Source organism: Oceanobacillus jeddahensis (assembly GCF_000750635.1).
Taxonomy (GTDB): Bacteria; Bacillota; Bacilli; order Bacillales; family Amphibacillaceae; genus Oceanobacillus; species Oceanobacillus jeddahense.
Window position 1 is genome coordinate 993,684 of the sequence record NZ_CCDM010000001.1, and the last position, 15,462, is coordinate 1,009,145.

The 15,462-nt window shown below is 36.8% G+C and carries 11 protein-coding genes and 2 pseudogenes; 6 read left to right on the top strand and 7 right to left on the bottom strand.

Annotated elements, in window-relative coordinates; all coding sequences use genetic code 11:
• Window positions 1-20 precede the first annotated feature (20 nt).
• Complete coding sequence (locus BN986_RS04380; protein WP_040978428.1) at window positions 21-1,427, bottom strand: sigma-54 interaction domain-containing protein; 1,407 nt, start codon at window positions 1,425-1,427, stop codon at window positions 21-23.
• A gap of 799 nt (window positions 1,428-2,226) precedes the next feature.
• On the opposite strand from BN986_RS04380, the gene BN986_RS04385 reads away from it, so the two are divergent.
• The 3 genes and pseudogenes from BN986_RS04385 to BN986_RS28055 all read left to right on the top strand — a co-directional run.
• Entirely contained in the window at window positions 2,227-2,937 is a 711-nt protein-coding gene (locus BN986_RS04385; RefSeq protein WP_040978430.1) for a DNA alkylation repair protein, read from the top strand.
• 44 nt (window positions 2,938-2,981) lie between these two features.
• Window positions 2,982-3,893 (top strand): annotated as a pseudogene (locus BN986_RS04390) (SDR family oxidoreductase).
• A gap of 250 nt (window positions 3,894-4,143) precedes the next feature.
• A pseudogene (locus BN986_RS28055) lies at window positions 4,144-4,233 on the top strand (integrase core domain-containing protein); the annotation flags it as partial.
• Window positions 4,234-4,629: 396 nt separating this feature from the next.
• Here BN986_RS28055 and BN986_RS04400 read toward each other — a convergent pair.
• The 5 genes from BN986_RS04400 to BN986_RS27600 all read right to left on the bottom strand — a co-directional run bounded on the left by BN986_RS04400 (window position 4,630) and on the right by BN986_RS27600 (window position 10,026).
• The gene (locus BN986_RS04400; RefSeq protein WP_040978432.1) at window positions 4,630-6,102 is read right to left on the bottom strand and encodes an APC family permease; all 1,473 of its coding nucleotides are present in this window, start codon (window positions 6,100-6,102) and stop codon (window positions 4,630-4,632) included.
• An 18-nt stretch (window positions 6,103-6,120) separates the two neighbouring features.
• Window positions 6,121-7,740: an amidohydrolase gene (locus BN986_RS04405; protein WP_040978433.1), complete on the bottom strand. Its 1,620-nt coding sequence runs from the start codon at window positions 7,738-7,740 to the stop codon at window positions 6,121-6,123.
• A gap of 30 nt (window positions 7,741-7,770) precedes the next feature.
• A complete protein-coding gene (locus BN986_RS04410) occupies window positions 7,771-9,168 on the bottom strand; it encodes a sodium/glutamate symporter (protein WP_244444931.1) in 1,398 nt (465 codons plus the stop codon).
• A gap of 140 nt (window positions 9,169-9,308) precedes the next feature.
• On the bottom strand, window positions 9,309-9,692 hold the full coding sequence (locus tag BN986_RS27595) for a GntR family transcriptional regulator (protein ID WP_244444965.1): 384 nt from the start codon (window positions 9,690-9,692) through the stop codon (window positions 9,309-9,311).
• Window positions 9,652-10,026, bottom strand: coding sequence for a GntR family transcriptional regulator (locus tag BN986_RS27600; protein ID WP_244444932.1), 375 nt, complete (start codon window positions 10,024-10,026; stop codon window positions 9,652-9,654). Before BN986_RS27600 ends, BN986_RS27595 begins: the two co-directional genes overlap by 41 nt.
• A gap of 1,015 nt (window positions 10,027-11,041) precedes the next feature.
• Between BN986_RS27600 and BN986_RS04420 the strand changes: the two genes are divergently transcribed.
• Window positions 11,042-11,242 carry a hypothetical protein gene (locus tag BN986_RS04420; RefSeq protein ID WP_040978434.1) on the top strand — a complete coding sequence of 67 codons (201 nt, stop codon included), beginning with the start codon at window positions 11,042-11,044 and terminating at the stop codon, window positions 11,240-11,242.
• 384 nt (window positions 11,243-11,626) lie between these two features.
• On the opposite strand, the gene BN986_RS04430 is transcribed toward BN986_RS04420, so the two are convergent.
• The gene (locus tag BN986_RS04430; protein WP_040978437.1) at window positions 11,627-12,220 is read right to left on the bottom strand and encodes a TetR/AcrR family transcriptional regulator; all 594 of its coding nucleotides are present in this window, start codon (window positions 12,218-12,220) and stop codon (window positions 11,627-11,629) included.
• Window positions 12,221-12,491: 271 nt separating this feature from the next.
• Between BN986_RS04430 and BN986_RS04435 the strand changes: the two genes are divergently transcribed.
• Both BN986_RS04435 and BN986_RS04440 read left to right on the top strand, forming a co-directional pair.
• Window positions 12,492-14,042, top strand: coding sequence for a class I adenylate-forming enzyme family protein (locus tag BN986_RS04435; RefSeq protein WP_040978438.1), 1,551 nt, complete (start codon window positions 12,492-12,494; stop codon window positions 14,040-14,042).
• Between the two features lie 51 nt (window positions 14,043-14,093).
• Window positions 14,094-15,281 (top strand): thiolase family protein, encoded by a 1,188-nt coding sequence (locus BN986_RS04440; protein ID WP_040978439.1) that lies wholly within the window; start codon window positions 14,094-14,096, stop codon window positions 15,279-15,281.
• The last annotated feature ends 181 nt before the right edge of the window (window positions 15,282-15,462 follow it).

Genomic DNA, 15,462 nt, shown 5'->3' on the forward strand with positions numbered 1-15,462 from the left:
GAAGTCTGTTTCTATTAGTATTAAATGTTATACTCTATAAATTTTCTGCTGATGGTACTTTGGGTAGAGTCCAGCTCTTTGGCTACTTGTCGGGTAGTACGGTGTTTTTGCTTCATTTCTAGTAGTATTTCTCTTTCCAAAAGGCATATTCTTTCTTTTAAAGAAAGTGACTCATTGGTATCCATTGCTCTTCGTACATTCTCACTTATATTTTCTTCCATGACCGTTTCGTTATTCATTACGATATCCGAATTTACGGTATCTATGAGGGAATCCGAACTTGTTATAAAAAGACGCTCCACTGTATTTTTTATTTGCCGAATATTTCCTTCCCATGGTAATTGTGATAAGTAGTGTATGACTCCATCGCTAAATACCTTATTTTGATCATATTTTTTATTCAATCTTTTTAGGAATGAATTTAGTAATATTGGAATTTCTAGTTGTCTTTCTCTTAAAGGTGGGATCTCAATAGGAAAGATAGCAATTCTATAATATAAGTCTTCTCTAAATAAGCCTTGGACTACCATTTTTTGCAAGTCTTTATTTGTTGCAGTAATAATTCGCACGTCTGAATGTAATAATTTATTTGATCCTACTGGTCGGTAGCTCTTACTCTGAATAAACTGCAGTAATTTAGCTTGTAGCTCAAGATTAAGTTCCCCTATTTCATCTAAGAATAGTGTTCCTTGATCAGCTTCTTTTAAAATACCATCTCTTCCTTTTACTGCTGCTCCAGAAAACGCTCCGCCGACATAACCAAATAATTCAGACTCAAAAAGAGAAGGGGAGATGGTTGTACAATTTAGTTCTATAAATTTATTATGTTTTCTTGCACTTTTAGAATGAATCCACTTTGCTATTTCTGTTTTACCGACCCCTGATTCACCTTGTAACTGAACAGAGGTGTCAAAATTGGCTACCATCTGTAATGATTCGTAAATTGCTTTCATCTTTGGACTATAAAATATTAGTCCACCTTCTTCAATACCTGTATCTTCCCCGATTTCTACGCTTACTAATTTATCGTTATAGTATTCCATTAAAGACCTTAATTCTTGAAATTGCTCACGTAATGATAATAATTCCGTAATATCAGAAGTATTTGATATTACTCTGGTGAGATTGCCATCTTCATCAAAGAAAGGTGTAGCGATGACGTGCAGTCTTTTTCCTGTTTTAGTTGTTTGGATTAGACTGGTTGGCTGTCTTTTTTCTATTACTTTTAAAGTGGCGGAAGGATAAAAAATTCCTTCTTTTAAAAAGAAATCTATATGTCTTCCTTTTAAATTGGTATCCTCTGGGAGACCAGCGTTTTCGATGAATGAAGGATTATATAGCAAACAGTAACCGTCGCCATCCGTAACAAAAATTTCATCCTTAGATAAGTTGAATATTAATTCTAAATCTGAGCAATACGTATTCATAACAAAATTCCTCCTGTGCGTTTAGTCATGACTGACTGATAAAATGAAATAAAATATTATGTTACGAGTATGGATTATCTTAAATATTCAATTAAATAATTTGAAAAAGAGGGTATCGCTATCATCATAAAAGTGAATCTTATCAATGGGGCGAGATACTTATAATTCAATATACCACACTGACATTTTTAAAAAAATCTTTTATTTCTACCAAGGAGATAGCGAGGAATTCCGTAGATAGTGCCAATGTCACGTACAGGTATTTGGATTTTACAGGTAAACTGAAAAAATATTTAAAGGCTTAAGTCAATGATACTTTAATGGAAGAGCTTAAGTGAAAGAAAATCAGTCTTTTTCAAAAATGAATGCTTGTATTTTTCTGCAAAGATCCAAGTTTGCAAGGTGTTTTGCAAGCTGCAACGGAATCATTTTAATATTTTTCTATCACTGTTTACAGTTCCGTTGAAGAGATCGAAAATGTTTTACTTGATGTGTGATTTAGCAATATAAAAGAAATTTCACCCTCAAACTACTGTTATAATAATTATGAATGGATACGGAATTTTGATTGTGAGGTGATTTAAATGTTATTTAAAGACTAAAATGCTCTTTATACAGTCAACGCAGGATGGCAAGCAGCACGCCAGGGGGACGTTTTTATAACATTTCGCCTCTTTTTTATTGGCGTATTCTTGCAAAAAACGAACAGCCTGAGGGAATCAAGCAAAAATGGAAAGTAAGTTATCAACCTTTTACTGGGACTTAAAACTTTATTATTAAATGAAAAGAGGTTAACCAAATGACAAATCATACCGCTGATGGTTTTATGCAGGAATTGAAGCAGCATCAAAATGAAGCAGAAATAGAAAAAATGAAAAAGTTTTTTAAAGATTCGGATGAAAACACGGAATGTTTAGGTCTGAAAATGCGTACAGTCTTCCAAACTGCAAAAAAATTTATAGATATGCCTTTGACAGAAATTGAACGGCTTCTAGAAAGTAATTATTATGAGGTGAGAATGGGAGCAGTAAGTATTATGGATTTTCAGGCCAAAGCCAAGAAACTCCCAGAGGAAAACAGGCAAGCTTTGTACGAGCTGTATATACGGAGACATGATCGAATCAACAACTGGGATTTCGTTGATCGTGCCGCTCCTTCTGTAATCGGGACTTATTTGCTGGATAAACCGAAGAATAAACTGTACGAAATGGCACACTCCTCTAATATTTGGGAACGAAGAACAGCTATGGTAAGTACGTATAGCTTTATCAAAACCGGCAACACGAAGGACACATTTTCTATCGCTGAGATACTAATAAACGATCCGGAGGAATTGATCAATAAGGCCGTTGGCAGTTTCATTCGTGAAGCAGGTAAAAAAGACGAAGACAAGCTGAAATCTTTCCTGAATAAGTACGCTAACACCATGCCTAGAGTCACATTAAGATACGCTATCGAGAAGTTTGATAAAAGTACAAAGGACTACTACTTAAATTTAAAAAAGAGTTAGCACTATGATAAAATCGATCATTAGAGGAAGGGAGGTCGCTAATTATGAAACCTTTATCAGGAAAAGTGGCTTTGGTAGCTGGAGGAACCCGGGGCGCAGGCAGGGGCATTGCCATTGAATTAGGGGCAGCAGGTGCAACCGTCTACGTCACCGGACGTACAACACGGACGAGGCGCTCTGAATACAACCGGCCGGAAACGATTGAAGAAACCGCTGAACTGGTTGAACAGGCAGGCGGCACCGGAATTGCGGTGCAAGTCGATCACCTCGATCCTGTTCAAGTTCAAGCTTTAATTGCACGAATTGAACGCGAGCAAGGTCAACTAGACGTTTTGGTCAACGATATCTGGGGTGGTGAATATATGGTGGAGTGGAATGTCCCGGTGTGGGGACATTCGTTGGAAAACGGGTTGCGCATGCTACATCTGGCCATAGACACCCATATCATTACAAGCCACTACGCGCTGCCGCTGCTAATCCGTAAACCCAATGGACTCGTTGTGGAAGTCACGGACGGCACGAAAGCCTATAATGAAACAAACTACAGGTTGTCGTTATTCTACGATTTGGCTAAGAACTCTGTCATACGAATGGCTAAGTCTTTGGCACATGAACTCGCCCCCTACTAAGGAACTGCCCTATCCGTATCGCCAGGCTGGCTACGCTCCGAAATCATGCTGGAGGAATACGGCGTAACTGAAACAAACTGGAGAGATGCGCTCGTCCGCGAACCACATTTCATCATTTCCGAAACACCTCGCTTTATTGGTCGAGGGATTGTAGCATTGGCTAATGATCCTGACGTCGCGCACTGGAGCGGACAATCCACCTCAAGCGGTGAACTTGCCAACGAATACGGAATAACGGATCTCGACGGATCTCGACCAGATGCATGGCGCTACATCGTCGAAGTTCAGGATGTGGGCAAGCCTGCAGATGCTAAAGGGTACCGGTAAATCTCAACCTTGAATACATTGAACAGTCTAAAATATACTATAAAAAAATAATGACATCAGATCGATGAAGAGAATCCAACTCGGAGGCATTTTCGTCAAGGGAAGTCGTTCCTCCTAAGTTAATTGGACCCGCCCGTTACTGCGGAACTAAGGGGTATTGGACAATATCATGATTGAACGCTTTTGGAGAAGCCTTAAATACGAAGAAGTATACTTAAAGGACTAAGTATCACCAAAAGCAACCAGAAGCAATATAAGGGATTATATGAACCTTTATAATCATGAACGGCCTCACCAATCATTGGATTATAAAACACCGGAATGCATTTATTTTCAATAGATCATTGTCCTACCCACCTTATTTTTATAAAATTTGTGTCTTGACAATGGGGTCCACCATAAATTATGAATAATCATGATTATAAAAAGAAGGGATGCAGCAAGTGAACTGGAGAATATTATATATTTTTTTGCTCCTAGCATTCGGAGAAATATGGCAAAACTTTTACTATCATTACTTAAGCGAAAGTGAACGACTCAAAGCAAAAGTCTTTTGGATTTCCATTGGTATTGTCAGCTCGTTATCTGCAAAAATGGAAAAACGATATGGTATAATTTTTTTAGCGTTGTTTCTATGAGCTTCAAAAAGAAATTTAAATGATAAAATCAAAACAAAACAAAAGGATTTTCAAACCGTGTTTTCACAATTCGAAAATCCTTATAAACTTCCAGCCAGTTATTCCTGCTCCTTCTCAATCTCCACCTCTTCCTTCCCAAGAATATAATAATTCAATTCTTTCTCTGGAATATTCTTAATATCCTTCCGTTTGATCACATAAAAGATCAGCCCTAAAACAATCCATGCAACTAATGCAATTCTGGACTCTAACCCCAAGAATGCGGGAGAACCAGGGATAAGCAACAGTCCAAGGAAGATAACGCTGGCAATCATTCCTAGAATCGCAACAATTTTCTTACGAGGATCTTCAATATGCTTCTTTTCATTAAAGGTATGATCTTTTTTCATTTTAAATAAGGTAAAAGCTGCGTAACAGGTATAAAAATAAGCAATAGTCACACCAATCGATGACATATCTACGACCCACATCAAGGCTTCTCTACCAAACCATGGGGATAACATCGCGATTATTACTGCGAAAATAATGCCCCAAGATGGTGTGTTATATTTCGGATGAAGCTTGGAAAATCCTTTTGGAATAAACTTTGCTCGGGACATGGCGAACAAGAGACGGCTGGATGAAATAATAAATCCATTTAATCCAGTAAAAATTCCCATAGTTAATGCGACTGCAAGGATAGCCAGTCCTAAAGGTCCGAGCAAGCTTTCAATAATATATCCGGTTCCCCAGATGTGATTTTCCTCTACAACCCCTTCCCATGGACGAACCATAGCAGTGACAATAATCATTAAGCTGTACAATGTTGCTGCTGCTAAAATGGCAAAGACAATCAATTTGAAGGCTTTGCTGGACGGAAAGTCAAATTCTTCTGCAGCTTGTGGAACGTTATCGAAGCCGACATAAGCCCATGGTGCAATAGCGACGATGGAAATAATCGCAGCAATCGCCGTAGTCTCTGGTGGGAACATAGGTGTAATATTAGAAAACCCTGCACTTGGCTGGATACCAACTAGAAGCAGCAGAACAAAGATAGCTGCAATCATAATCAAACAGAAAATAAACTGCATGCTTCCTGATAACGTTGTTCCTCTAATATTAAAAAATCCAAATGCAATCAGTACAACTGCTGCGACAAAAACTTCTGTTAAATAGACATCCCAGCCGGCAATCTGATAAAGCGGGATGTTTTCAATCACTCTTGGGAAGATAAATTTAATCATCAGCGCGAATGCAGAGGCATTCAATGCCACGATACAAATATATCCCAGAGTTAAAAACCATCCGGAAATAAAAGCGTGCGTCCTGCCCAGACTGACATAGGCGTAAGCAAATTCACCACCAGAAACGGGGAAGCTCTTAATTAAAAAACCGTAACTGACAGCTATTAGAATCATCAGTAATGCACCAATAAAGAAACCGATAATAACGCCAATTGGCCCTGCTGTAGCCATCCAGTTGATTGGCTGGACAAAAGCTCCCCAACCAATCGCTGATCCTAAAGCAATTGCCCAGACCCAATGCGGCTTGAGTGTTTTTGTCAGTGTTTCGCGCTTGTTTGCGCCTCTCATAAGCTTAAGCTCCTTTGGCTATAGTATGGTATTTTTTTCTATCTGATAAATTGTTTCGCCTTCCTTGATCGTTTCTAAAACTGCAATATCTTTGATTGCCATCTTATTTGTTTTCAATGGGTTTTTATCCAATATAACCAGGTCTGCTACTTTTCCTTCTTCCAAGCTACCCTTACGATCCTCTTCAAAATATTGATAAGCGGCATTAATCGTAACAGCCTTTAATGCTTCATATACACTAACGCATTCCTCTGGTCCGATACTTACACCATTTCTAGTTTGCCTATTCGCTGCGCACCAAATCGTATGCAGCATATCTGGTTTAACAACGGGTGCATCCTGGTGGAAATTCACACATAGACCGCGGTCATATGCTGATCGTGCTGGACTGATACGACATCCACGTTCCTCGCCAAGATTTTTCAAATGCACATCACCCCAATAATACGTATGGGCTAAAAAGATAGAAGGGATCATGGACAATTCGGCCATCTTGTCCAGCTGATCATTTCTTACAGTCTGGCAGTGGATCATCACAGGTCTTAACTGATCCTTATTTGGATTATCCGATTCTTTTATAGAAGCTTCATAATGACGTAAAAGCTGATCAGAAGCAGCGTCCCCATTGCAATGCGTTAATAGTTGCACATTATCGTTGACGGCAGCATTCGTAAATTGCTTCACCTGTTCATCCTTGTACCAAGGATAGCCGCGGTAACTTTCTTCGCCCTCATATGGCTCGGTCAGCCAAGCGGTTTTACCTTGGGGCGAGCCGTCAAGAAACATCTTATAGCCGCCGATTTTAAAACGATTCGTATATTTTTCTGCATAGGCCTGATTTTCTTCCATTAATTTTTTCGGTTCTGCATCAAAGACAGGATAGGCCACTACATCTATTTTCAGCTTCTGTTGCTGAGCTAATGTCTTAAATAATTCAATAATCTCTTTGGATGAAGCACCATCTTGAACAGTTGTAATGCCATATTTGATATACGTATCCTGTGCAAGATCGGTTAGTTGTAAGTTGTCTTGTTTCATATTTTTAAAAAGGCTTTTTTGTAATCCCATCATTGCATTTTCTTCTAAATAACCATTGGGCTCTTTGCTGCCTTCTACTCGGCCAATCGTGCCGCCTTCCGGATCGGCAGTATGCTCGTCTATTCCAGCTAATTGTAATCCTAAATCATTGGTACAACCCAAGTGAGCCGATGCATGTAAAATAAAGATGGGGTGCTCGGTAGATATTTGATTTAGAATATCTTTGGTTGGATGCTTATTTCCCTCAAGAAAATTGTGATCATACCCGAAGCCGACTACCATATCGCCTTTGTTCAATTTGTTCTCATTGATATAATTTTTAAGTGTTTGGATGATATCGTTAAAATTGTTGCATTCGCTTAAATCAGCCATCAGTGAAAATTGGCCGACCATTGAAACATGTCCATGTGGATCAATAAAGGTAGGCATCAATGTTTTTCCCTGTAAATCTATTTTTTTTGCATCATGCTCAGCAGCCTGTTTCACATCTTCCAGACTACCTTGTTTCTTAATAAGACCATCTTCTATTAAAATAGCCTCTGCATCGTCCTGTTCTCCCGCCATGGTAATGATATCGCCACCATAATATAGTTTTTGCATCGTCTATTCACTCCTTCTTTTCCTCTTACATTATGCATAAGATTTTTTCTTGGCTTTCAATGTTTCTGTATCTTCCTTAAAATCATAGGTTTTTTTACCCCATACTTTAAATACTTTTAATAGAATCAAATAAATCGGAACAGGCGCTAACAGCCATAGAATACCAGCTGTAACGGACAGTGTCCCAGCCATGATCATCATAATTGTCGCCACCGTTACATAAGAGAACATCATCGGGATATTCATCATGCCTAATTCAATGGCTGTGGTGGAGCGCAATGAAGGCTCGATAATTCTTACTAACGCAATCCCGCTCGGCACTGTACCTAGTGACGTTCCCAGCAAACCAAGTGTCCGCGAAAAGTCATTATCGCCGCCCACGCGTTTTCCAAAATATAAAACAACAGCGACCGTTAAGATAATGATAACAATCGATTCGATAATAATCGGGACAATCCACTGGCCGATGATACTGAATTGAACTGCCATAAAGGAACAGACAACTAAATAATCTGTGGACCAACCGGTAATTTTTGTTTGAAATGTATTATCCAGCAAATGATCCATCCGGAGCTTTTTCAATATCATTTTTACCAGGTAGCCTGCCAGCATCCCGTAAATAAATAGCATACCGCCAAGCGTTGGGCCAGCTCCAGGAATCAATGAGACAAGATGTGCCATTCCCAAAGCCAGCACATAACAGATCCCGATCATCGTAAAGTGAAAGGTCATCGTATCCATATTTCCGCTAAAGACGGTTTCCTGACCGATAGATTCTCTTTTATCCTCCTTTGTATAGTAGCCACGTTTGATATAATCTTTAATTTTGGATTCCCCATATTTCTTGGCTAATCCACGTTTTAAGCCATATTTCGCAATTGGTACGCCAACTAAGAAGCAGGCAATAAAACCAATCGCCGCAAAAGTAAGACCAACCATCGCTGCATTTTCGATACCATACTGCTGTTCAAAAATAGAGCCAAATGTAGCTGCCTGCCCAGGTCCTTGTGTGAAAGCAAAGGGGATAAGCAGTCCATATAATGCATCCATCCCAAAGTGACTGCCGACTAGCAGGACTACGATAACGCCAACAACAGGCGTCAAAGCATATAATAGATTCCAAAGCATACCCATTCCTACAGCGCCCTTGACAATTTGTTTGCCAACAGCATTATCTTTATTCGTTTTGTTATTGCTTGTTAAACCAATGGAAATGAACGTAATCGTAAATAGCTGCGTAACGATCATCGTAAACATTTCAGCATTCGTAGCTTGGATAAGATTTGTATTCATCACAATCATGCCTAGAATACCAGCGATTACACTTGCAGGTACCAGCATATTTTTAATAAAAGAAACTTTTGATCGGATAATCATACCAACACAAAGTAGAATACTTGCGATCCCAAAAGCAATCATAAAACTCATATTGATGACCTCCTTAAGAAGACTGTCGATTTTTGCATAATTAGAGTATTCTTCATTTTATGCTATGAATAAATGTATTCTCAAGGAGGTAAGAATGTTCGTACCAGTTAAGAAATAATAGATAATAGATTTTCTTACATTCATCTACTATTTCTCGACAATGTTATCTTAAATGAGTACATATCGGCCCGGTAATAAGCCCTCTCAAATTCAACAAAATCACCATTCATATCGGTGATTTTTCTTTCTGCAATAATGATGCTCGAACCTTCAGGAATATTTAATAGATGGGAATCATTTACCGTAGAAACCCCAGCTGTAATTTCCTGTTCTGCTTGAAAAGTCTTTACTTTTAATTCCCGTCCCAATAGTTCATAAAATGCTTCTTGATCTAAATTAAATCGAGAAAGCTTATTCCCTAACTCAACAGGGTAGTAATGCCTTTCAATTCCGATTGGAATATTATTCGCATATCTTATTCTCTTAAAGTGATGTGCTTTTACTAAACCAGTGATGTCTTTCACCAAATAGTTCAATTTCTTTAGAGATAACTAACTTCCCTCCCGGTGACATCCCAATTTTTTCGATATTCTCTGAAGTACTGCTGAGATTGCCAAGCCAGTCGTTAATAGTCTTTACTGCAATAAAGGTTCCTTTCCCCGGCTTTCTTACTAATATGCCTTCGCGCACAAGCTGATTGATGCTTTGTCTAACCGTGCTTCTACTCACATAGTATTCATCCATTAATTCCCGTTCGCTGGGAATTTTATCTGTATAGTGCCCGTTATATATTTTCTGTTCGATCTTTTGCTTTAATTGAACATGTAGAGGAATGGAATTTGTATAGTCTAAGCTCATTGGTGTTCCCCTCCGTTGGATTGGTTTTTGGGTTGAGTTTATTTTTTAATGATTTAGATTATTTTAGCATGGATTGGGGGGAGGGGGTTAGTGGGGAGAACTGTGCTACATTATGGGATTGGTAACTTCCAGTATTTTATTAATATAATATTAATATTATATTTAAAAACACCTAAAGAATTTTAGTTTTTGGTCGATATTAATAATGAATATTTTAATTTGTGATTCAAACTTGAGTTGTTACATAATAAAAACTATAGGAGGTTGCGCATAAATTAATGTTATAAATAATATAGTAGAAATCAAATTTCCAAGGAGACACTGAGATTGAAACAATTCATTGATTTGAGAGTTTAACTGCAAAAAATTGGATGAAGAGAGTTATTTAAATTTCATTACATTATATGAATTGATAAGTAATTGGAAGTCGACATTTGTTTTTAAAGATGGTGAAATGCTGGATAGAAAGGTACTAGGCCAAATAACTTATTGTTACGGAGACAAGATTAGAACTGGTAGCGGTTCCTTTTGTTATGAAGCTTCTATTTTTTTTTTTTTTTTTTTTTTTTTTTGAAAATTCTTTCGGATGTCATAGATTGATGATTCATTCCGGCCAAAGACCATGGTATGAATGGAAAAGAGGATAAGATGATAAATATGTATACATAGATAAAGAATCTATACGAAACCAAATTGATGAATGAGCAAAAATATATCATCATTGTCCCGCTTTTGTCTATAACAAAATAATGACTGTATTGAATGATTTACCTAGCAAAATTGATAAAAATTCGAGGTATTACAAATCGTTATAAGAAATAAATTAAAGTCATAATACTACCATAAAAATTGACACTGAAGAAAAATCATCTGTAGAAACTAATATAAAAGAAGCAAAGAAAAAGTCAGGGTTCTTTCGGCAGCATTATTATTAATTTCTGTAACTGGAATCATTTTAAGATCAATTTATTATCTTTTTTAAAATAATCTATAAAGAGAAAAGTAGGTGGTAATAATGAAGTTCAAAAAACCAAGGTCCTCAATTTCTAAAGCGAAATCAAGCGTGAAAAGGAAAGTGAAAAAATCTGTAACCCCTGGTTACGGTAAAGGTGGGGCGACTGCTATTAGTAATCCAAAAAAATATGTTAAGAAAAAAGCACTAGGACAACCACTTTCAAAAAAGAAGAAAAGAGGACTTTTTTCTTTATTTAAATAAAACATCAATATCAATAATAGAAAAGAGGCTTGCCTCACTATAGGATAATTTGTAATGTGTACTGGTGTATTCGACATTGTTAGTATAGGAAGAAAGGCCCTTCCAAAACGTATAAAACCACCATAATAGCCCTAATGGATCTACTTTATCAAATAATTTACTCCTGTAAGGGCTTTTTGTCATGGCGTCATATTTTTCTCCGTTTATGTTCTTGTTACTTCAAACTAAATATGAAATAAACATGTTCAAGGTCGTGGGCTATTATTATCTTTTTATGTGTAAAATAATAACCACTGGAATTAAGTAGAAAAATTCTTAGCAAAAAACGGTAAAAGCGACTGCTCAAATGAAAAAATACTCTCCACATCCATCTGAACTAAACAACTATGTTTTCAACCCATCCACAATCACAACAAAAAATTTCTCACTAACCTCTTGCAAATCATAAGAGCCGGTATTCATACACCAGTGATAAATTGCTCCCATAAGACCTTGCACAACTATAAATTTTAGCTCCTCTACAGATGAGGTTGTTTTAATTTCCCCTTTTTGTTGCCCCTCTTCAATAATACTCTCAATAATAGTAAAAAGTGGTCTGTCTTGATCAATGAAATACTTGTTTTGCCCGGGCATTAGCGCGTTACTATAGATTACTCTCATCAGGTCTAGACCAAGTTCACTCTGTATATAAGACATTTGCTTATTAACAAATAATATGATTTTTTCAGGTGCAGATAAATCTTTAGGAAAGGCATTGTAATACTCCGAATAGTAATGATCAATTTCTTTAAACTTTTCCAGAATAATATTATGTTTTGATTCAAAATGAAAATAGAAGGATCCCTTTGAAGAATTGCTTTCTTTAACAATTTCATCAACAGTTACATGATCATAACCTTTTTCGCTAAATAACTTTAATGCTGTATTTAAAATTTGCTTTTTAGTTCGTTCCCCTCTAACTTGCTTAGATCGTTTCATCCTTTTCCCACCTTTATCTATTTGCAGCTATATTTTACCCGTTTTCATATTAAAATGAAAGATTATTCATTCTTTTTAAAGGAATTCCGTTATTAGATTAATAATAAGAATGTTATAAAAATTTTATTGACAGAATAATAATGATAATATAATATCTAAAACAGACTACAGTCTATTTATTAGAATATTAGGCCTTTGATCTAAATTCTTTTATGAAAACTATTGTAAGCGCTTTATTTATGGTGGTACTTTTTATAAGGAGGAATTTATGATGCTTGAAACAAACTTAGTTGATTTGTTTGATAAAGCAGTTAGTCAATATGCCGAAAGGGTAGCTTTTAAAGATAAAACGCGTTCTATCACATATAAAGAGCTAAATGAAGAAGTTAATCGAATGGCAAATGTTTTAAAAAAACAGGGAATTAATCATTTGGATCGAGTAGCTGTTTGGTTAAAAAATGGAATTGATTTCATTATTACAGATTTTGCATTAATAAAAGTTGGTGCTACAAGAGTGTGCTTAAATACTTTTCTAAGTACAGAAGAAGTTACGTATCGAATAAACGATTCAGGAGCAAAATTGCTTATATGCGAAGAGGAATATAAAAATAATATTTTATCCGTTCGTGATGATATTGCTTCTGAAATTCAGATTTTAACGAATGGTGGCTCTAATTCTACAAATTTTAAAACATTACTTACTGAAGCAAGCACTAACCCAATCCATGTTCCAGTGGAAGAGTCGGATCTAACATTGATCATGTATACAGGCGGGACTACTGGTCGTTCTAAAGGAGTGAAACATACGCATAAATCCGTCATTGCGATTGTCTATAGTGAGATTGTTGAGCTAGAAATTAGTAGGGGAGTGCACATGTTGCATGTAGCACCGTTACCACACGCGGCAGGCTTCCTCATATTCCCTGGTCTTATTCGTGGGGGAAAGCAAGTAATTTATGAGGGATTTGACCCAGTAACCTATTGTGAGGCAGTAGAGAAGGAAAAAATAACATTCTCCTTTTTAGTACCAACAATGATCTATATGATATTAGATTTACCTAATAGCAATGATTACGATCTTTCTAGTTTAAAAACGATTATCTATGGGGCCGCCCCGATGGCACCAAGTAGAATTCGAGAGGCTATTCAATTGTTTGGAAATGTTTTGATTCAAATATATTCTCAAGCGGAAGTTGCTAATCAAACCACTGTTTTAACAGCAGATGACCATCTATATGCGTTAGAGAATGATGAATCCATTTTGTCTTCTTGCGGCCGCAGTATTATTATGTCTCAAGTAAAAATTGTTGATGATAAAGGGGAGGTTTGTCCACCCAAAAAAGTTGGTGAAATTATTACAAAAGGGCCTCACTTAATGGAAGGTTATTGGAAAATGGAAGAAGAGACTAACCATACAATACGTGATGGGTGGCTTTATACTGGGGACATTGGTTATGTAGATGAAAGAGGATATATGTATTTAGTAGACCGAAAAAAAGATGTAATTATTAGTGGAGGATTTAATGTTTATACAACGGTCACGGAAAAGGTATTATTTGAACATCCAAGTGTATTACAAGCTACAGTCATAGGTGTACCAGATAAATTGTGGGGAGAAGCAGTGAAAGCGTTTATAGTACCACGCGAAGACTCATTAGATGAGGAGTCTTTACTTCAATATTGTAAAATCAAATTATCCAATTATGAAGTACCAAAATCAATTGAAATTGTAAGCGAGTTGCCATTAACGCCATATGGAAAAATTGATAAGAAAAAATTACGTGAGCCATATTGGAGTAATATTGAAAGGCAAGTAAATTAATACATTACCATCTGTCCCAAGTATATGTGTAATTCGAATGGAGGCGGTGACGTGGATAAAGCTGTTGTATTAGGAGTTGGTATGACTAAATTTGGAAAGTACTTAAACCAAAGTTTCAAACAATTAAGTAACAGCGTAATTGATGAAGCACTTCAAGATGCTGAGATTGATAAGTTAGATATTCAAGCTGCGTTTGTAAGCAATGTAATGGCAGGATCCATTTGGGGCCAAGATTCTATCCGTGGTCAAGTGTTTTTATCTGAATCTGGATTGCAAGGAATTCCAGTTCATAATGTTGAAAATGCTTGTGCAAGTGGCTCTTCCGCAATTCAATTGGCAAAGATGGCTGTTGAATCGGGAATGCATGATGTTGTCTTAGTATTAGGTGTAGAAAAAATGATACATCCTAATAAATCAAAATCTTTTGACGCCTTTCAAGGTGCGACGGATGTTGAGAACTTTCCGAAAGAGTTAGAAGGAGAGGGGGAGAGCAAAAAGCAGAGTATGTTTATGAATTTATATGCTGAGGAAGCACAGAGGTATATGGATAAATATGGATTAACGATTGAAACTTTGTCAAAGGTTGCAGTGAAGAATAGTTACAATGGAAGTTTGAATCCTAATGCGCATTATCAAAAGGCGAATAGTTTGGAAGCTATTATGACATCAAGGTTGATTAGTACTCCTCTTCGATTGTTGATGTGCTCACCACTAAGTGATGGAGCGGCTGCCACTATAATATGTAGCGAAAAATATGCTAAAAAACATGTAAGAGAAATGATTTATATTAAAAGCTCCGTTGTTTTATCGGGGCAAAAAGCAATGGACAATGAAGTAAATAGCGTAACAAAAGCTGCAACGATAGCTTACGATCAAGCAGGGTTAGGTCCTAAAGATTTAGGAGTCGTAGAAGTTCATGATGCAGCAGTATCAGGGGAACTATGGGCTTATGAACAGTTACAGCTCTGTGAGGAAGGAGAAGCAGGAAGTATGATTGAAGAAGGAACGACCGAGATTTCTGGAAAAATTCCTGTGAACACAAGTGGTGGTTTAATATCGAGAGGTCATCCAATTGGGGCAACAGGAATCGCCCAGCTAGCAGAAGTTTATTGGCAATTAAAAGGGGAAGCAGGGGATCGGCAAATAAAAAACAAGCCGAAAGTTGGTTTAACACAAAATGTTGGAGGATTTTTATACGGGTATAATGGAGCAGTCTCCGTTCATATTTTTGAACGTTAATCGATAACTTAGAATTTACCTTTATTGTTTTTCAAAAGCATATGATAAAGGAGGAATTTGGATGGGAATCATGTTTTGGCTTTGGATAGGTTTTTGGGCTCTTGGCTGGGTGATATTGATAAACATTCATTTTGTACAAAAATCAAGAAATAAAAATAACAAGCAAATTTGAAAATAAATG

Excerpts from the sequence above, each read along its gene's own strand:
- BN986_RS04380 (WP_040978428.1), bottom strand. The coding sequence starts at position 1,427 with ATGAATACGTATTGCTCAGATTTAGAATTAATATTCAACTTATCTAAG.
- BN986_RS04385 (WP_040978430.1), top strand. The coding sequence starts at position 2,227 with ATGACAAATCATACCGCTGATGGTTTTATGCAGGAATTGAAGCAGCAT.
- BN986_RS04400 (WP_040978432.1), bottom strand. The coding sequence starts at position 6,102 with ATGAGAGGCGCAAACAAGCGCGAAACACTGACAAAAACACTCAAGCCG.
- BN986_RS04405 (WP_040978433.1), bottom strand. The coding sequence starts at position 7,740 with ATGCAAAAACTATATTATGGTGGCGATATCATTACCATGGCGGGAGAA.
- BN986_RS04410 (WP_244444931.1), bottom strand. The coding sequence starts at position 9,168 with ATGAGTTTTATGATTGCTTTTGGGATCGCAAGTATTCTACTTTGTGTT.
- BN986_RS27600 (WP_244444932.1), bottom strand. The coding sequence starts at position 10,026 with ATGAGCTTAGACTATACAAATTCCATTCCTCTACATGTTCAATTAAAG.
- BN986_RS04420 (WP_040978434.1), top strand. The coding sequence starts at position 11,042 with ATGAAGTTCAAAAAACCAAGGTCCTCAATTTCTAAAGCGAAATCAAGC.
- BN986_RS04430 (WP_040978437.1), bottom strand. The coding sequence starts at position 12,220 with ATGAAACGATCTAAGCAAGTTAGAGGGGAACGAACTAAAAAGCAAATT.
- BN986_RS04435 (WP_040978438.1), top strand. The coding sequence starts at position 12,492 with ATGCTTGAAACAAACTTAGTTGATTTGTTTGATAAAGCAGTTAGTCAA.